Genomic DNA, 18,910 nt, shown 5'->3' with positions numbered 1-18,910 from the left:
GTTCAATATTTCCATTAATATTGACTTTTTATTCTGGTTTATTGATATTTCATGCTTCATTGAATTTAACGTGAAGTAAGTTATGTCTCACACACATGCGCAACCAGCAGACTCGGTTGCTACACCCAAATCATGGCAGATGCCAGATACCCTCATTTTGATCTTCATTGTTGGTATTCTCGCTGCGATTCTTACCTACTTAATTCCTGCTGGCCATTTTGACAGTCAGCAAGTGACTTATATGGTCGATGGTGCAGAAAAAACTCGCACGGTTATCGATCCATCTTCTTTCTCTTATGCAACCGACGAAAACGGTGAATTGGTTTACAACAAGGTTGGCCTGTTTGCTTCTGGTGGTGGCATTGGTTTAATGAACTTCCCATTCGAAGGGCTAGTTTCAGGCTCTAAATGGGGCAGCGCGATCGGCGTGATTATGTTCATGTTGGTTATCGGTGGTGCTTTCGGCGTTGTAATGCGAACAGGCACCATCGACAACGGTATCTTGCGCCTTATCGATAAGACCAAAGGTAACGAAGCGCTATTCATTCCAGTGCTATTTTTGCTGTTCTCTCTGGGCGGTGCGGTATTTGGTATGGGTGAAGAAGCCGTAGCATTTGCGATTATTATCGCTCCGCTTATGGTTCGCCTTGGTTACGATGGTATCACTACGGTAATGGTGACCTACGTGGCGACTCAAATTGGTTTCGCAACATCTTGGATGAACCCTTTCTCTGTTGCTATTGCACAAGGTATTGCGGGAGTACCTGTTTTATCCGGCATGACAGTGCGCATGGGGTTATGGGCTGGCTTTACGTTAATCGGTATCGCCTTCACCATGATCTACGCCGCTCGCGTGAAGTCAAACCCAGAACTTTCTTACAGTCACCGCACAGACAAATACTTCCGTCAGCAAGAGCTTGGCAATCAAGATTCTCGTTGGAATATCGGCGATACACTCGTTATTCTTACGGTCATCGCGACCACAGTATGGGTTGTTTGGGGCGTAGTCGCTAACGCATGGTACATCCCAGAAATCGCTTCTCAATTTTTCACTATGGGCTTTGTTGTCGCGATCATCGGTACGATTTTTCGCTTAAACGGTATGACGCTCAACTGCGCAGCCGATGCGTTTAAAGAGGGGGCGGCTATTATGCTTGCTCCTGCTCTATTGGTTGGTTGTGCGAAAGGTGTGTTACTTATCCTAGGTGGCGGTACGACCGATGAAGCGAGTGTACTGAATTCTATTCTGAACAGTGCTGGCGGCGTGATCAGTGGGCTTCCTGACGTAGCTGCGGCATGGTTAATGTATGTATTCCAATCTATCTTCAACTTCTTCGTTACTTCCGGATCTGGACAAGCGGCACTGACGATGCCTTTATTAGCGCCATTGGCGGATATTGCAGGTGTCACGCGCCAAGTTGCCGTTTTGTCATTCCAACTTGGAGATGGTTTTACCAACGTTATCGTCCCTACTTCAGCATCCTTGATGGCAACACTTGGTGTCTGCCGCATCGACTGGGGTGACTGGGCAAAATTCTGCTGGCGATTTATCCTATTACTCTTTACCCTGTCGAGTGTCGTCGTTATCGCAGCTCACATAATGGGGTTTGCGTAAAACGAAATCAATTGGCACAAGGCGAGACACGTTCTCGCCTTATTAATACTCTTCGTATGGCGACGTTAAGGTTTTAGATTGGCTTATGGTTTTGGAGTGGTAACTTTAATGGCAACACAACTTCTCGATGACATGATTCAAGGTCATCAAGTGATTCAATCTCTCAATGTAGCAGACCTAGGTCCGGGTGAGCATAAGTTTTGGTTCCGCATCGCAACCAACGCGCTCTCTCAGTGGCAACATCTTCCTGTTTTAGTATTCAAAGGTGAAAAACCTGGCAAGAAAATCATGATCACCGCAGGGGTTCATGGTGATGAATATAATGGTGTGTTAGCAGCGCAGAAGACCGCTAGAGAACTCATTGGCACTGAAGTCGCTGGTACTGTCACGATTGTTCCAACCATTAACATGCCAGGTATGCTAAACCACAGCCGCGATTTCTATTCCGCAGACCCGGATGCGTCTCCTGCAAACTTAAACCGCTTTTTCCCTGGTGACCAAAACGGCAATGAGGCACAACGCTACTTATATGCATTGTGGAATGATCTGCTCAAGCCAAATGCTGATTTAGCCATTGACCTTCACACTCAAACCAGTGGTGCGGCCTACCCACTATACGTGTTTGCAGACTTCCGAATTGAGCAATCATTAGAAATGGCTCGTCTCATTAATCCTGATGCGATTTTAAATGATCCCGGAGATGCTGGCGTCCTTGAAACCGTTTGGAATAACCATGGTGTCCCAAGCATTACGGTTGAAGTGGGTATGGGGCGCTACACAGAGCAAAAACTCATTAGTCGAACCGTATCAGGCATTTTAAATGTGTTGAAGCAGCATAACGTCGTAGAAGGTGAGATAGAGCCTATCACTTCATGCTTGGAAGGAAACGAGATCGTCAGTGTGAAAGCGACACATGGCGGCTTTGTACTACCTCATGTCGGTTTGATGGATTTTGTCGAGCAAGGCCAACTGGTTGCGATTCAATACGACAGCTTTGGCACTGAAGTTGAGCGCTACACCGCCCCTACAAGTGGTACAGTGCTCAGCCACAATGTGGAATCTATTCGGGCGCCTGGCTCTCTGATCGTTCGTTTGATTAAGTAAACCATAACCGTTTGTCGATAGATCTACCTTTCGACGCTCACTCAAATTTATATAAGCCCCATCACGAGTAATCACAAATGATGGGGCTATATTTTTGACCACATGAGGTTACAAGGTAACAAGGTAACAAGGTAACAAAAATATTCCAAGCAAAACTCAAAACCGCTAGACAGAAACTTCGCTTCTGTTGTTTTTAGAAGTCACATTGATGAACTTAAAACTGTCGTCCACTCTCTTGATCAACGAGAATTAGCTTATCTAACGCGAAACCTTTCTCTTTAGCAACCTGCTTAAAACGCTCCAGGATTTTCTCATCAACGTTGGGTGTTCTAGACAATAGCCACAAGTAATCGTGGTTGTAACCAGAGACAAACGCATAGTCGTAGTTTTCACCTAGCTCAAACACAATGTAAGAAGAATAGATTGGCCCAAAAAAGGAGACTTTTAAGTGCCCAACCGTTTCGTCTTCAACAAAATAAGCTTTACCTTCAGCTTCGGACCACTGTTGATCTTCTTCTGAATATCCGCGGTTTGTCACCTTAACCCCACCATCCTCGCGAAGCCGATACTCGGCCGTAACGTTGGATAGACCACGCTCAAACGAATGATCGAGCCGTGCGATTTCGTACCACTTGCCTAGATAAGGCTCTAAATCAAAATTGTTAACTGGCTCCACCCCATCAGGTTTAGAGGTACAGCCAAATAAAGTAACAAGTGATAAAAGTAATAATGTTTTTAGCGATTTCATACAACACCTAAATTTGATTTAGTGATTGATTTTACTGTAGAAGGTAGCAAATCGATCACTAAGTCGCACTACTGTCCCAAAGGTACGTAGCTACACATCACAGTTCTTCATTATCAATAGCATGCTGAACACCAAAACCTCGTTATGTCAGCAATTCCCTAACAATATTGTTCTATGTTTTACTTACAAGTTGGTCATACTTGTATATTTTGTCAGCATTTAACCGTATGCATATAGAAACTTTGCACAATATAGACATACGCTGTCATATCCCCCTCCTATAATACGTCGCGATATAGACAGAGGTTATTGTTATGAAATTAAAAACAGTGTCAGTTTGTGCACTTTTGGTATTGCTTGCAGGTTGCCAGCAGGAAAACCCAAGCCAAGCGACACAATTAACAACCTCGGCAGATGTATGTAATACACAAGGAAACATGCCAGGTGGGTGGAATGAGTTTAATGCTACCCCTGATGCACAAAAGGCAATGGCTTTTGTTTTGAAAAGAATGGACACAATAGCGTCGTTCAAACAAATACTGAACGTTCACGCGCAAATCGTTAGCGGCGTCAACTATGCCATTGAGTTTGAATTGGATGATGGCTCTATTTGGAATACAGTTGTTTATCGCAACCTAGATGGTGAGTATGCGATTACCCAATCGCCAAAAGAAGGCCACTTTTGCGAACAGTAGCGATTAAGTAAGAAAGCCCCTAGATAGGGGCTTTTTGAGTATATCTGTTACTTTCTGAGAGCCGCTGTAACAATCAGCTCCACTTTTAATTCTGGACTGGCCAACTTAGCTTCCCCGCATGCACGCGCAGGTGCGTAGCCCTCTTCAAACCACGTATCCCAAACGCCATTCATTTCATCAAAATCTTTCATGTCTGCTAGCCAAACAATCGTCTGCAAAACGTGTTTGCGGTCACTACCCGCTTCAATCAATAAATCTTCAACACGTTTCAAAGCCTCTTCCGTTTGCTCCGCAACACTCGTGCCTTTTACACCAACTTGTCCACATAGATACACGGTATCGTTATGAATCACGACCTTACTCATTCGTTTATTGCTGTACTGTTTTTGCACGTTGTTCATGACTTGCTCCTTCACTTTTGTATTTTTCCATAAATGATTTATTGACTGGCGTTAAACTGGCTAACTCTCCCAGCTTCAGCGGTTTGATTGGGTTGCGCAGGCGGTAATAACCCACTTGCTCCATCGATAGTCCTATTTTATCGCTGATAATATGTGCGACTGTCGAACCGCAGTAACGCCCTTGGCATGGTCCCATACCGCAACGGGTATAGGTTTTTATTTGATTAATTCCATTCGCCCCATTGGCTGCATGTTGCCTAATTTGACCAGCCGTCACCTCTTCACAACGGCAGACGATAGTCTTATCTGATGGGCATAACGCTTGTTTGGGCGGCGCGTACAAGGTTTCTAAGAATGGACGTACTGCCAACTCGTGCTCTATAGATTCTTTGAGCGCCAGAGATTCATTAATTAGATCTCGGCTCAGCTCGTTTTGTAGCGATTGCAATACCTGGCAAGCGACCAATTCTCCTTGTAGCTCGGCCACCAGTGCACCGCCAATACCACCGCTATCTCCGGCAATGAAAACGCCCTGTCGAGAACTCATATTGTTTTCATCAAGCGTTGGTTTCCAACACACTTGCAAGGCATCCCACTGATGCTCTAACCCCATTGCTCTAGTCAGTTGCACGTTGGGAATTACACCGATATGGGCCAATACTGTTTCAGTCCCTAACGACACTTTGTTTCCGCCACACTTAAACACCAGCTCTTGCACAGAATCTGTACCTTCGGCCTCGATATTAGTCGCCCTTGTATAGCGTTTTATTCCGGCCTTTCGTAACTTCGCTAGTAAACCTAACCCTTTAACCAAATACTTACGCCCTGTCCACGCGTTTGACGCAAATCGGAGTGACTTTAAATATCCATCTGATTGTTGAGTATCGACGATCGCTTTAGGAGGCGATCCGGCGTCAATCATTTGCGCGGCCAATAGGTAAAGTAGTGGCCCCGTTCCAACCATAACCGCTTGTTTTGGCACTAAACCCGATGTTTTCATCATGATCTGACACGCCCCTGCGGTCATTACACCGGGTAATGTCCAACCAACAAACGGAAACGGACGTTCTGTCGCGCCAGTAGCGATAATGATATTTTTCGCGATGGTCTTATGCGCTTTGCCTTGCTGACTCCAATAAACCGTATTGTCTTCATCAATTCGCCACAATGTGGCTTGCGATACGTGATTTACTTCCGCTTGATTAAAGGCTTTTACTAACTCTGCGCCGCGCAAGTAATCCGGGCCAAAAATATGCCCATTCGGGTGGCCGTTCTCTTGCACTGCGCGGTAAATTTGCCCGCCGGGACGTGCTTGTTCATCGATAACAGTGACGCTAGCACCCGCGGCCGAGCAGCGCACAGCCGCTTTCATCCCTGCGGGCCCCGCTCCGATCACACATACATCCACTACATTGGTTACTTCGTCTTGCATGATGTCTCCTGTTAGGTGGTTTGGCGGCGAATCTGCATGCCGTCTTCGATTAAATTCATGCAGGCTTGAACATTCTGTTCACCATTCACTTCAACGCGACACTCAAAGCAACTTCCCATCATGCAGAACGCTGCTCGCGGGGAACCCGACTGCGGCGTTTCACGTGTATGGTTTACTTGCGCAGAAAAAAGTGCCACGGCAATGGTGTCCCCTTCACACGCGGTATACGCTTTGCCTTCCCAGTAAAACTGAACCAACTTAGGTTGAGAGTCAGCCTGTTCAAGTCGTTGAAACTTAGAATCGTTCTTCACTGAACACCTCCAAATTTGGTGCATCGGCAGAGTCTTCCAGCCAATGTGGAAGTAAGTAGGAGTGTGCCGCTGCAAGGGTAATTCCGCTGTGGCAGCTAATCAGGTAAGCGCCAGAATGCGTTGTTGATTGCTGGTAGATCGGCAGGCCATCAGGAGAGACAATTCGAATCGCGCCCCAACTGCGGACCAATCTTGTTTGTGCCAAAAACGGATACACGGCGATGGCTCGTTCCGCAATAGCGGCTGTCATTTCAAGCGTGTCACTATCATCAAACCCAGCGTTCTCTTTCGAGTCACCAATCTGGATGCCGCCTTCGTCAACCTGTCGAATAATGCCAGAAGGACGCTTGATGACTTTCGGCAATTTTTCCGTGATCAGCACTTGCCCCTTTTGAGGCGAAATTGGGGCAACAAAGCCTAACTTAGGTCCGAGTTTGGCCGCACCTAAGCCCGCAGACAGGATCACTTTGTCACTTTGGTACTGCGTACCGTCCTCAAGTGTTACCTGAAAGCGCCCTGTATCATCCTTTTCAATATCCGAGACATGGACACCCGTAATAAGGTTCGCGCCAAGATTACGAATGGCTTTGGTATACGCTTTAAGTAGTTGCAGCGGATTCACATGGCCATCTTCTGGGCCATAAATCGCCCCTACCACATCTGAGCCGATATCGGGTTCTTCTTCGAGCAAACGGGCTCTGTCCCAGACTTCATAGGGATGATCGGTACCCAGAGCTTCGCGCAAATGCTCGTATTGCTGCGCCTTGGCCATGAGTTCTTTTTCACAGAAGTGGAAATCGTATCCACCTTGCTGAACCAGGTTTAACTTTTCACCCGTTGCGCTTTCCAGCTCGTGCGCTAATCCTTGCCACAAATTCACTGAACGACGAGTCCACGCTGCGTAATGTGGCGCGTCTAACCCTTTGCTTGATAACCACACTAAGCCAAAGTTTCCGCGTGATGCCCGATGCGCACTGTCTCCACCGTCTAATACGGTGACTTGATGGCCGGCTTTCAGCAGCCCATAGGCCAAAGCGCAACCCACGACACCGCCACCGACAACTATGTATTCCGGTTTCATAACATTCTCTTCAGACTAAATTTGGGGGCAGGACTGCCCCCGTTTGTATGTGCTTTGCTTAATTCAGCGCTTTATCTATGATTGGCTGGCTCCAGTCTGAGCCGATATCTTCGATGATCTGTGGCCATACTGTTGCGCGAACTTTATCCGCTGTTTTTCGCAGTTGCGCTGGTGTCATTTCTACAATGGTGGCACCTGCTTCAACGAGTCTTTGTTCGTTTTCTTTTTGGTCGACTTGAGCCGCCTGCCAGCGACGAGACTCAAACTGTTGCGCTGCGGCTTTTAGTGCTTGTTGCTCATTTTCGTCTAAGTCATCCAAACGCTCTGAGTTGATCATCAAGTACCAGATCTCGAAGTGCGTGTTCAAAGGAATATATGTCTTTGTAACGTCGCGGAATGACGCATAGTAACCTTCAGCGCCAGAACCAATCACACCATCAACTACGCCAGTTTGAACCGCGGTGAAGGCTTCCGAGAACGGCAGTGGGGAACCGATGTAACCGACATTATCAGCCAAAAGTTGGAAGCTCTTGATAGGTGGAACTCGCAGTTTAATGCCCTTCGCTGAATCTGGGTTACCTGCATCCACAGCTTCACGATTTAACGAGATACCACCGAAGTAGACTGGATACGCGGCAAGCAGAGTAATGTCTTGTTTTTCAAACAACTCTTCCATAGCTTCACGTACTGGTGCGCCGCTACCATAAACGTTTTGCGCCTCTTCCCAATCATTGGCTAAGAAAGGCAACAGACCAATCTGCATGCGTCTATCCGTCGACGTAGACGCGGGTTGCAACGCCATATCGATAGCACCGACAGAAATACGTTCCTGAACTAAGGTGTAGTCACCCAAGGCATTGGCGGCATAAACGCGCAACTTAAGATCACCGTCTGTTGAGGTTTTAAGCGCCTCACTAAGTTGTTTGATATCGTTATCAACCACTGTCCCTTGTGGACGAACATGACTGATTTTTAATGTCGTTGCTTGCGCAGGGATCGCTGTCACTGCAGCCGCAATGAGCGAAGCAAGAACGCTGTATTTTTTCAGTGTTGTTGATGGTGCAAACTTACTTGTTTTAAACATGGTAATTTCCTTTTAATAACCAAACACAGTAGGGAGGAACAGAGACAAATCTGCCCAGAACGAAGTTAGGATTACGACTGGCAGGTAGCCAAACACAATCAGTAGCATTGCAGGGCCAACAACTTCCGAGAACTTAACGTTTCCGATGCGAGCACCTAGGTAAAGAATCGACGCATATGGAGGGGTTACACCACCCATTGCCGTGTTTACGCCCATAATGGCGGCAAACTGAATTGGGCTGATACCAATTGCTGTCATCAGTGGTAAAAGCAGCGGCGCGATAAGGATAATAGCAGTAAGGTCATTCACCACCATGCCCACTAAAAACAACAACACGTTAATGAAAATAAGCAGCAACGCTTTGTTATCGGTGATACCAAAGATGGCTTCTACAAGCTGCTGAGGAATGTCTTCAACAACGAACATCTGGCTCAGGATGAGACTAAACAGAATCATAAACATGATAGAGCCAACCGCGGTTGCCGATTCTTTCCCGGATTCCAGCAGAGTTTTCCAGCTCAGACCTTTGTAGATCATGAACCCAACTGGCACAGCGTAGATCACTGCGACGGCTGCGGCTTCTGTTGGCGTCATAATGCCGCCATAAATGCCACCCAAAATGATCACAGGCATCAATAAAGCAGGGATCGCGTTAAAGGTTTTGCTTGATGTCTGCTTAATCAATTCGGACATCGTTGGTTTGTCATCCAACACCAGTGGAAACTTACGCGCCATGAACATGTTGATTCCGGCAAAGTTGAAAGTGACCAACAAACCCGGACCTAAAGTCGCAAGAAAACAAGCCAGAATAGAGGTATCTGTGACCCAACCATAGACAATCATGGTGACACTTGGCGGAATCAACAGACCTAGAATTGATGAGTTTGCAATCAAAGCTGTTGCGTACGCTCGTGGGTAACCGCGCTTTTCCATTTCAGGGATAAGCAAAGGCCCAATGGCAGCCACACCCGTCAAGCCACTACCTGAAATTGCCCCAATAATTGCACAGCTAACTGAGGCCACGATGCCCAATCCGCCGCGGATATGGCCGACAAAAACGTTCACAAATCCTAATAAACTGGCGGCGATACCACTTCGACTCATGATGGTGCCAGCCAAGACAAACAGCGGTATCGCAAGCAGAACCGGGTTCATCAATTGGCCAGCGCCCCACATCATATTGCCTTTCATCGACATATCGCCGACAAAACTCATTACCATTAACGCACCACCGAAACAGAACGGTAAAGGCACACCGAACGTCAGCAGTATGACCAAAACTGCCACTGCTAACAGAGCTACTTCAACCATAATTTAAACCTTACTTACTGAATAGGATGGAGATCTAAGCTGGCGTACCAACTTGACGATATGAACAGCGATGAAAAGAGTGATCAGAAGTAATCCGAGAAATACGGAGCACTCATGATAAAACGTAGGTATATAAAGCGTTGGACTCTCTTTCCAAACTCGCCATGCGTACTTGGCATAATCCCATGCCCAGTAAGTCAGCCAGGCCGAAATAACAAAGCTGATCACTTCACCAACCAGAGCGAGGATCTGGTGTCCGCGTTCTGTCTTAATGAAAATTTCCAGCACATTTGCACGGATTTGCGTGTCTTCCCTTGAAGCATTCACCGCGCCAAGCATGTAGAGCCAAACAGTGGGGATCACCATCGACTCTTCCAGCCCCATAATTGGGACCTCAAAGATATATCGCGTCACGACTTGGATGAACTGCATCAGCGCTACAGATGCAATCAAGCAAGTCAGCAGATATCTGAACTTTTGCTCCACAGTACATTTCCTTATTGTTGTATTTGTAAATACATCGTTAATTTAATGGTGACAGTTAATAAAAACAAATTTAAAATTCCTCTAAAGTCATAATTTTTTCTTATAGGAACACATGAGCAATATATCAATAAAACAACTTGAAACTTTCCGTACTGTGATGCGTTCTGGCTCGGTTACTGTGGCAGCGAAAACTTTGTGCCGGACTCAGCCTGCGATAAGCGCGATGCTGGTTAGCTTGGAGAAAGAGCTTGGATTCGCATTGTTTGAGCGGCATAAAGGTCGGCTAATCCCAAACCCAGAAGCGTACTTTTTACTTGAAGAGACAGACGCCATTCTGGAGCGGTTATCTCGCTCAACACAGCTTATGGCAGAGGTCAAAAACTTAACTCGTGGGAAACTTCGCATTGCGTGCATGCCTGCCGCTGCGCTGTTCTTTATGCCGCATGTCATTGCAGAATTTGTGAAGGATAGACCAGAGGTCGAAGTATCGATGATGATGCGCAGTTCGACCATGGTTCAGGACTGGGTCGCCTCCCAGCAGTATGATATTGGGTACTCGGAACTACCGAAAGACAGGGATTCTTTCCATGTCGAACCCATTCACCTTGAGGGGGTTTGTGCGTTGCATAAAGACCACCCACTGGCGCTTAAAGAAGTGATTACTCCGAAAGATTTGGATAACGAACCGCTGGCTGCGCTGTATACGCGTCACTCTGCAAGTGAGCATGTACGCATGTTATTTGAGGAATGTGGAGCTACTTATCGACCAAGATTCGAGTTGCAAAATTACATTTCAGGCTTCGAATTTGTGGAGCAGAAGCTGTGTGCTTGTATCTGTGACCCAATCAGTGCGGCTAGTTACAAATTGTATAAATCCGGTCAAGGAAATGTGGTGTTTCGCCCATTTACGCCAGCCGTAATGTTTGATCACGCCATTCTAACCCCTGCGCATAAACCTATGTCTCTGCTTGCCAAAGTGTTTGCAGAGAGCATACGAGGAGGAGTCAAACAATTCGTTTCCATGTAGATGGTTGTTCCGAGCATCAACTAAGTATACTTTGCTGCAAATCGTAGGATACGACACAGCAAAGTATACATCTTTTCAATCGAGTATTAGTTATACTGTCCTAGTTAGTTGAGATTTGACCGATACTGTCGAACCGACTCTTGATGGTTCAACATCAATCCTCTGCGCCATTTGTTCTTTTAACTCAGAAACGTGAGAAATAACACCGATCATGCGTCCAGTCTGTTGCAAATCCACTAGCGTTTGAATGGCGAGATCCAAAGATTCTGGGTCTAAACTACCGAACCCCTCATCAATGAATAAAGTGTCTAAACGGATACCACCACTATAGGATTGCACAACATCCGACAAGCCAAGCGCCAAAGCAAGCGCTGCCATAAACGATTCACCACCGGAAAGTGTCGCAACATCACGTGTTTTTCCTGTGTAACCATCTTCAACCATTAAATCTAAGCCGCGACCCGCAGCGCCTTTGAAGCCCTCTGTTTTTCGAGCAAGAATATAGCGCCCTTTACTCATGAGGCTTAAACGTTGAGAGGCCTGAATTAAAACATCATCCAACAGTACACCAAGAACAAAGCGATGCAGGCTAACCCTGCTGCCTGTTTTACCGCTGGCAACGTCGTATAACGTACCAAACACTTTGTACTCTTCTTCTAACTTGCTATTTTTCTCATGCAGCGTAGCAATATCTTTACGAACTTTTTCAATTCGCTCAAAGGTTGAGCGCGTGGTATCGAGCTGATTCCTTACTTCAATATACTGCGCCTGCAGAGTGGTTAAGCTGTCGTTAAGCGAATCCAAGTCCGGTCTTTCAAGCGCTTTCAATGCATGGTTTAAATCATGTAGTGTTTGTTCAAGCTTGGTTTGTGTCTGTTTGAAGTTGTCTATTTCTTTCTGCCACGCTTGAAGCTCATCATCTGTCACTCTGCTATTTAGATAACTGCTTTCATCCTCAAATTTACTCGCCTGTAATGCCTCATTCCACGCTAATTCTGCTTGGCTAAGCTTTTGTTCTGACTCAGATAGCCACTGCTTGTTCGTCACTAACTGACTTTCAGCATTCGATTGCGCTAATACCGCTTGCTGCAAAGCGTTTTGCGCCTTTTCTAAACCTGTATTCAAGGTCAGAATTTGCTCTTTTGTGAGCAAAATGTCACGCTCAAGCGAATCAACGGAACTGTATTTCGGATCAATGGAAGCTTGTAATTGAGTCAATTGTTCTTGGTTTGCTTGAACGGTTGATTCATTTGCCGCCATTTGATTCTGCAACTCATGAATTTTATTTTCACCCACTAAGCAGCGTTGATTAAGCTGTTCAACGTTCTTTTCTAGCTTTTCAATATCAATAGATTGTAGACGTAGAAGTTGATCATTAAGCGCCTGCAACTCAGTTTGAGCCGTCGAGATCTCAGATGCTGCATGCTCACCAAGCTCTTCTTTCAACTGGTCGATTTGATTCTGATGCTGAATAATGACAACGTTATGTTGTTCTAGCTGATTACTTAGCTGGTTCAGTGAGGTTTGAGCTTCTCTTTCTTTCGCTCTAGCCGCCTGAACTTGCTCTTTTGTAACGATTTCTTCAACAAACGTTGCAGGGTTAGGATGCGCTTGGCTGCCACATACCGGACATGCTTCACCTGCCTTTAGTCGCTGCGCTAATACTGCCGCTTGAGCGTTGTGCCACTTAAGCTCTATCGTATCAGCGGCTTGTTGACACAGCATATAGCGCTGACTGGCTTCCTGTAATGACTGCTGCTTGCTTACGGTTAACGCCGTGAGTTTAGAGAGCTCCAAAGTAAGACCATGCAGCTTTTGTAGATCCTGTAGTAGTCGTTGTTTTTGTTTTATTTCCGCATTGATGCTGCCAACAAGCGCAACATCTACTCGGGCTTGCTCTAGATCTTTCTGGCCCTGTTGCGCCTGAAACGCTAACTTGTCTTTCAGCTCTATGTACTGTTTTAACGTTGCTTCAAATTGTTGTTTTTGTTGATGACCTGCCGTTATTTTGCTTTCCAAGTTGGCTTTTTCAAGCAACTTGTCTTTCATGCTTTCAAGTTGATACTGCAGCTGCGTTAACTGTGGGACTTTTGCCGCGGCTTCTTTTGCACTTTGCTGCAAGTTTTCTTTTTCTTTCGTAACAGCATTGGCTTTATCAAGGCTCTCTTTCAAAGCTACGATTTTTTGTCTGAGCTCTTGAGTTTGAGCTTTTGCATTCTGTAATGAAACGTAGGGTAATTCTATCTTATTGGCATTTTTAGCGTTTTCTAATTGCTGTTGACGAGCTTTTATCGAGTCTGAATGTTCTAGATGCAGCTTGAGTGCGTTTTCTGCTTGCTCTCGTTTCGAAAACTCTCCATTAATAGTTTCCGCTTTTTGTAATTCAGATTTAGCAACATTTAGCTTATCTAACGAAGCTTGTTCATTCTTTCTATCGACCTCTAGCTGCTCAGCTGCTTGTTCGAGCTGGTGTAATAATTCCTGCTCTGAACTCACTCCTGCAACTTGTAAAGCGCCTCGAATTTGATTATCAAATTCATCTTTCGCTTTACTGATTGCGCTCGCTTTATCCTTGAGCGCGTACTCAATTTTTTTATATATGTCCGTTTGAAAGAGCTGACCAAAAATTTCTTCGCGCTCTTTAGAACTAGCAAGCAACAGCTCCCGGAATTTCCCTTGAGGCAATACCATTACTTGGCGAAATTGCGTTTCATTCAAACCAATAATATTGCTCACTTCAGTTTTAACCTGAGTCGTCTTACTAGTGATGAGCTTTTCGGTCTCGCCGAGTTCATAAAGAGCCGCAGTGTGCTTTTTTACCGTCATCCCTTCACCACGCGCTTTGGGCGCTTCCTGCTCTGGAGATCGCACAACTCGGTATTGTTTGCCATGTAACGAAAATTCTAGAGCGACTTCGGTTGGTAAGTCTTGCGCCGATAAGTCACATCGCATCTGGATGCCTTGCCGCTCATTACCGGTAGTTTCACCGTAAAGGGCAAAGCAAATGGCATCTAAGATCGACGTTTTACCTGAGCCTGTAGGACCATTAATCAAAAACAGAGGGTTACGGCCAAGCTTTTCAAAGTCAATGACTTCGGTTTTTGCAAACGGACCAAAGGCTTGCATGGTAAGTTTAATTGGTTTCATCTTTGGTCCCTATTGCTGTGATAATTGCTTAATAATGTCAGTAACGGCTTGTTCTTGCTCTTGGGATAATTGACTATCTTGTGCCTCAATAAAAAAGTCTCGGAACATATCAATTTCGCTTCGGGCCAACTTTGCTTGCGCCATTTCCTGCTCTACCCCAATTAACATACCCGGTTTCTCAAGATGTAAAACGTTTGGATACACCGAACGAAGCTTTTCCATTGGATTTAAAATCGCATGTTTATCCATCAAACGAACTAACAAATAATCTTCATTTTTAGGGTCAGTCTTGCCCTGCTCTATGACTTTATCTAGCTCTCCCTCAACAATGCGCATTTCATGAGGGGCAATTAGCTCAATATGTTTAGCAGAGACAAATCCTTTCTTGTCTAGTTCGACTAACGTGAAGCCTTTCTTCTGGTTCTGTTCACCAAAACTATACTTCATAAGTGAACCAGAATAACGGATATGCTCTGCGCCTTTCTTCTGAGGCTGATGTAAATGACCAAGTGCGACGTAGTCGAAATCTAAGAAATGCTCATGACTTACGCGATCAGAGCCACCAATAGATAGTGGTCGTTCAGAGTCAGACTCAATAGCACCATCAACAAAACAGTGGCTAACGAGAACACGCCTTTGCTCTGAAATGAAATGCTCTCTTATTTGCTCTACAAGCAGTTGATGTGCCTCATCATGAGTTGATACCGAGGTTTTGTAGGCAAATCTGACCTGTTCAGGGTCGTTATAAGGCATGCCATAAAACGCTACCTCACCCGCAGAGTCCGTTTTTATGATGATGGGAGTTAGCATATCTTCAAAGTTACTAACAATATGAAGGCCTGCATTTTTCATTTGCTCTGCGCCAAAACCTAATCGTTCTGCACCATCATGGTTGCCAGATATCAATATCATCGGTGTTTTCAGTTCAGTACAAATACGCTTCACGACTCGATTTAGCAGTTCTATTGCAACCGTTGGTGGCACCGAACGGTCATAAATATCTCCCGCCACTACAACGGCATCGACGGGGTTGTGTTCAATATAGTTAATCAGTTGTTCGAGTACTGCTTGTTGATCTTCGAGTAGTGATACATTGTGGAATTGTCGACCAAGATGCCAATCTGAGGTGTGGATAAACTTCATTCGAATTCACTTTCTGCCAAATCTTTAAGCCAGGTTTGCTTCTGCAAGAATCCGAATTTCAGCCGTGTAAACATCAGAGTATTACGCGACTGGCTGAATCTGGCACAAACCAAAGCTCAATATATTTAATTTGGGTTAGGATATCTTGAGTCGAACAGCTTTTCATGTAGTTTATGTTCTATGGTTCACTATTTCACCGGAAAGCGAGAAGAACGTTGTATAAACACCTTTTAAGCAACATTAAGCGATGGTCTCGAATAAAAAAACCGTCACATTTAAACCATTAAAAACCAACGTTTAGAAGGGACAAACTAGCTCAAGAACTACTCGTTATGCCAATTGTATAGAACTCCCACCGTATAACCATCTGGCTCGATATCAGCTTGCAAAACGTGGAAGTCTGAGTTGAGGCTGCTTCTTTGATGCTCCTCAATCATTAACACTTTTAGAACACCTCCGCATGCGCCCAGCCCTCCTAGTTTAACATCAATAAATTGATACTGAGTTTGATCAGTCACCCAGGGAGACAAGAATTGCATAGCATTTAACCATCGAGGCTCATCTCCATCAACGGATAAATGCAACTCACTAAGTGAGTGATCACACCCTACTCCAAGTTGTTTAAACACTTTATCGACAGCAATGCTTTGTTGTTTGGTATCTAAATCAATTCTAACATCATCAGTAACAAGGCCGGACTGTTGAAAAAAGCACTTCGTCAAAATGATCGAGTTTTGAGATTTGGCATGCTCTTCTGCATCGCGAGCAATTTCTATAGCCAGTATCCAAGTTGCTTGTGTTTCGTTAACTTCACGGTTTATCCGATTTAGCGCCATCAAGAACGCCGCTTGACCATAAGGATAAAAATAAATTTCTCTATTGGCAGAGTTACCAAGGATAAGAGAAAACTCGTTTATCAATGCCTTAAGCAAGCTTTTATCTACCCAAGACGGTAAAAGAACGCAGATATTCCCTTTGATATCACTTTGCTCCAGTATCTCGCGCTTAGAGCGCACAAGATTTAATATCTGCTCATACAGTGATTGATCAGGATAGGATCTTGGTGTTTCTGCGGGCAATCTAAAACATTCGTTAGCTATCTCACGAACAGTGTATGGCCTGCCATTAATAGCAAGAAGATGAGTTTGAAATGCGAGTGGCATCTAGCCTCCGATTAAAACCGTAGGCATGCCAGACAGAATTTTACCACCATGAGACGTTGAATCCCCGACCCTTGCCGCTGGCTTACCGTTGATTGTAACGCTAGAAGAGCCTGCTGAGATGCTATCCGGAGGACCTATACATATAAGCTTATCTCCCTGCCTAGCCGCTGGAATGCCGCCAATTGTCACGTTTGGCGAGCCAACTACGACGGGGCCACCTACATGAGGAATTTTTCCTGTTTTTTTAGGACAAAGATGAAAGCTGCCCAATATCGCGGCTGGTTTACCCACTTTAAATCACCTTAGTTCAATGAAATTTGCCCAGCTTTAAGAGCGATAGCAGAGCCGTTAATAGATATTTTATTGCCTTTGATGTTGATTTCTCCGGAACTAGACATCTGAATCGAAGCGCCACCGACTTTGATCTCGATACTCTTTCCTGCATTAAAAGACAACACTTCACCCGTTTCATTAGAAAAGTTTTTACCTACTTTCAAGGTCGCATTCTTGCCAATCTCTTGATTGACATCATTCGTCACTTTTTCGGTTTTACTGTTTTCAACGGCAATATCAACACAGTCTTCAACTAGCATTTGGAAAAGTTTTTCGGCATGAAGATAGATGTGTTCTTCACCGGGTTTGTCATCAAAGCGCAACTCATTAAAATTAGATGTGCCTTTTTGTACAGAACGCGATTTATAACCACTTTGAGAGCTTTGCTCTGGTAACGTGTAGGGAGGGAGTTGACTACCATTGTACAGTGACCCCGTAACAATTGGCTGGTCAGGATCGCCATTGACAAACTCGACGATGACCTCTTGTCCTACTCTAGGATGAAACACCGAGCCCCATCCGTTACCCGCGATATTTTGCGCAACACGAATCCAACATGAGCTGTTTACATCGTATTTACCAACACGATCCCAGTGAAACTGAACTTTAATACGACCGTGTTTGTCTATGTAAATTTCGCCATCTTTGTTTCCCGTTACCACTGCGGTTTGCAAACCTTTCATCTGAGGTTTCGGATAGTTCACTGAAGGGCGAAGGATTGTTTTTGAGTCAACACAACTAAATGATACTTTAACACCTTGCGCAGCAGTGCCACCTTGACCAGTCTGATTATAAACAGCCGCAGATAAAAAAACGGAGGACAGTACGTATTCTTTGCCGACTCGAGACTTATCTTCATGCTTTTTAAACTTAAAGCACTTTCCCACACTGAACGTTCGACACGTTGCCTCGCCACGGCACAGATATGCGTTTTGCTGTAGTGCTTCTATAGCGTGCGTGTTTCTAAGTGCGTATTGGTCATCACTTTCCGTTTCACCCATGTATTCAAAATACTCGCTTTCAGGCACGGTAAAAAAATCACTTTCACCCTTGGCAGTATTTTTAGGATTAGACGAAGGCTTAAGCATGTTATAGCCAGACTTTTGGCTTGCTTTAGTCGTCAAAACTTGGGTTTCATGCCAAGAAGAAATATGGCTAGACTTAGCCGTACCTGTATCAAAATCGACTAAAAACTCTGTACCCGGCTTATAGAAACTGATGTCGTCAAAAATCTTAAGCGTGTGGACAGACTTAGTGTGTGTGAAACAGAACGATAGCCCTTCTTCTGACAATAAGCGTCGGACAAATTCAAGGTCTGACTCTTCATATTGCACTTTGTATGTGTATTTAGGGTACGACTTAGTTAACTCAAAACTAAAGGCGACACTATGCTCCGAGAGTACTTCGGAGATAATTTCTTTTATATCTTTATGCTGAAATATTCTGCAATTTTTTCTATAATCGGCGAAACGTAATTTAGGCTCTATTAATAACTCTATATTTTTATAATTCTCACCATTATGAGCATTAGAAACTCGTTGCCCTTCCAATCTTGCAGCAGATACATAACCATGTATATAACGAGGTTTTGAAGAAACATCCTCACTATTTTCAAGGATAATTGTTACTTCTTTACCAATTATTTCGTTTAACTCACTTCGTTGATCATTAAAGTAAGCTTTAGCACGCAATGAAAAAAGTTCTGAGATCTCTTCTCTATACTCAAATGAGTTTAGTATGATGGCATCTTTTCCGAATGGAGAGGAAATTCGGATGAAATTGTTATCTTGAGTTGCTCTTTTCATTAAATACTTCTTTCAAAAAATGCG

The 18,910-nt window shown here is 44.7% G+C and carries 17 protein-coding genes; 4 read left to right on the top strand and 13 right to left on the bottom strand.

The window, feature by feature from the left end:
• Positions 1 to 82 precede the first annotated feature (82 nt).
• Together yfcC and J8Z23_RS16840 are read left to right on the top strand one after the other, a co-directional pair.
• A complete protein-coding gene (gene yfcC / locus J8Z23_RS16845) occupies positions 83 to 1,615 on the top strand; it encodes a putative basic amino acid antiporter YfcC (RefSeq protein ID WP_080936787.1) in 1,533 nt (510 codons plus the stop codon).
• 108 nt (positions 1,616 to 1,723) lie between these two features.
• Entirely contained in the window at positions 1,724 to 2,719 is a 996-nt protein-coding gene (locus tag J8Z23_RS16840; protein WP_124007977.1) for a succinylglutamate desuccinylase/aspartoacylase family protein, read from the top strand.
• A 214-nt stretch (positions 2,720 to 2,933) separates the two neighbouring features.
• On the opposite strand, the gene J8Z23_RS16835 is transcribed toward J8Z23_RS16840, so the two are convergent.
• Complete coding sequence (locus J8Z23_RS16835) at positions 2,934 to 3,467, bottom strand: lipocalin family protein (RefSeq protein WP_152814353.1); 534 nt, start codon at positions 3,465 to 3,467, stop codon at positions 2,934 to 2,936.
• Between the two features lie 314 nt (positions 3,468 to 3,781).
• Here J8Z23_RS16835 and J8Z23_RS16830 point away from each other — a divergent pair, with 314 nt between their 5' ends.
• Complete coding sequence (locus J8Z23_RS16830; protein ID WP_005396397.1) at positions 3,782 to 4,162, top strand: cystatin family protein; 381 nt, start codon at positions 3,782 to 3,784, stop codon at positions 4,160 to 4,162.
• 47 nt (positions 4,163 to 4,209) lie between these two features.
• Here J8Z23_RS16830 and J8Z23_RS16825 read toward each other — a convergent pair whose 3' ends face one another.
• From J8Z23_RS16825 to J8Z23_RS16795, 7 genes are read right to left on the bottom strand one after another with little or no spacing between them, the layout of a single operon-like run.
• Complete coding sequence (locus J8Z23_RS16825; RefSeq protein ID WP_012842201.1) at positions 4,210 to 4,563, bottom strand: RidA family protein; 354 nt, start codon at positions 4,561 to 4,563, stop codon at positions 4,210 to 4,212.
• Entirely contained in the window at positions 4,532 to 5,995 is a 1,464-nt protein-coding gene (locus J8Z23_RS16820) for an NAD(P)/FAD-dependent oxidoreductase (RefSeq protein WP_256894175.1), read from the bottom strand. The genes J8Z23_RS16825 and J8Z23_RS16820 overlap by 32 nt, the downstream gene beginning before the upstream one ends.
• 11 nt (positions 5,996 to 6,006) lie before the next feature.
• Positions 6,007 to 6,306 (bottom strand): (2Fe-2S)-binding protein, encoded by a 300-nt coding sequence (locus tag J8Z23_RS16815; RefSeq protein ID WP_257897846.1) that lies wholly within the window; start codon positions 6,304 to 6,306, stop codon positions 6,007 to 6,009.
• Positions 6,290 to 7,387 (bottom strand): NAD(P)/FAD-dependent oxidoreductase, encoded by a 1,098-nt coding sequence (locus J8Z23_RS16810; protein WP_301579677.1) that lies wholly within the window; start codon positions 7,385 to 7,387, stop codon positions 6,290 to 6,292. The genes J8Z23_RS16815 and J8Z23_RS16810 overlap by 17 nt, the downstream gene beginning before the upstream one ends.
• Positions 7,388 to 7,445: 58 nt before the next feature.
• Entirely contained in the window at positions 7,446 to 8,471 is a 1,026-nt protein-coding gene (gene dctP / locus J8Z23_RS16805) for a TRAP transporter substrate-binding protein DctP (RefSeq protein ID WP_257897844.1), read from the bottom strand.
• A 12-nt stretch (positions 8,472 to 8,483) separates the two neighbouring features.
• Entirely contained in the window at positions 8,484 to 9,782 is a 1,299-nt protein-coding gene (locus J8Z23_RS16800) for a TRAP transporter large permease (RefSeq protein ID WP_012842196.1), read from the bottom strand.
• Between the two features lie 3 nt (positions 9,783 to 9,785).
• Positions 9,786 to 10,268: a TRAP transporter small permease gene (locus J8Z23_RS16795; RefSeq protein ID WP_012842195.1), complete on the bottom strand. Its 483-nt coding sequence runs from the start codon at positions 10,266 to 10,268 to the stop codon at positions 9,786 to 9,788.
• A gap of 112 nt (positions 10,269 to 10,380) precedes the next feature.
• Here J8Z23_RS16795 and J8Z23_RS16790 point away from each other — a divergent pair, with 112 nt between their 5' ends.
• The gene (locus J8Z23_RS16790) at positions 10,381 to 11,295 is read left to right on the top strand and encodes a LysR family transcriptional regulator (protein ID WP_434635572.1); all 915 of its coding nucleotides are present in this window, start codon (positions 10,381 to 10,383) and stop codon (positions 11,293 to 11,295) included.
• Positions 11,296 to 11,385: 90 nt separating this feature from the next.
• On the opposite strand, the gene J8Z23_RS16785 is transcribed toward J8Z23_RS16790, so the two are convergent.
• From J8Z23_RS16785 to tssI, 5 genes are all read right to left on the bottom strand, one after another.
• Positions 11,386 to 14,442: an AAA family ATPase gene (locus J8Z23_RS16785; RefSeq protein ID WP_434635569.1), complete on the bottom strand. Its 3,057-nt coding sequence runs from the start codon at positions 14,440 to 14,442 to the stop codon at positions 11,386 to 11,388.
• Positions 14,443 to 14,451: 9 nt separating this feature from the next.
• Positions 14,452 to 15,585 (bottom strand): exonuclease SbcCD subunit D, encoded by a 1,134-nt coding sequence (locus J8Z23_RS16780; protein WP_301659055.1) that lies wholly within the window; start codon positions 15,583 to 15,585, stop codon positions 14,452 to 14,454.
• A gap of 323 nt (positions 15,586 to 15,908) precedes the next feature.
• On the bottom strand, positions 15,909 to 16,748 hold the full coding sequence (locus tag J8Z23_RS16775; RefSeq protein ID WP_256965772.1) for an NAD/NADP transhydrogenase subunit beta: 840 nt from the start codon (positions 16,746 to 16,748) through the stop codon (positions 15,909 to 15,911).
• Positions 16,749 to 17,039, bottom strand: coding sequence for a PAAR domain-containing protein (locus J8Z23_RS16770; RefSeq protein ID WP_005375969.1), 291 nt, complete (start codon positions 17,037 to 17,039; stop codon positions 16,749 to 16,751).
• 11 nt (positions 17,040 to 17,050) lie between these two features.
• Positions 17,051 to 18,886: a type VI secretion system tip protein TssI/VgrG gene (gene tssI / locus J8Z23_RS16765; RefSeq protein WP_104973741.1), complete on the bottom strand. Its 1,836-nt coding sequence runs from the start codon at positions 18,884 to 18,886 to the stop codon at positions 17,051 to 17,053.
• Positions 18,887 to 18,910: the final 24 nt, after the last annotated feature.

The organism is Vibrio sp. SCSIO 43086, assembly GCF_051132235.1.
Lineage (GTDB): Bacteria > Pseudomonadota > Gammaproteobacteria > Enterobacterales > Vibrionaceae > Vibrio > Vibrio diabolicus.
Note: the sequence above shows the minus strand (reverse complement) of the source record. Positions and strands in the feature narration are given on the sequence as shown.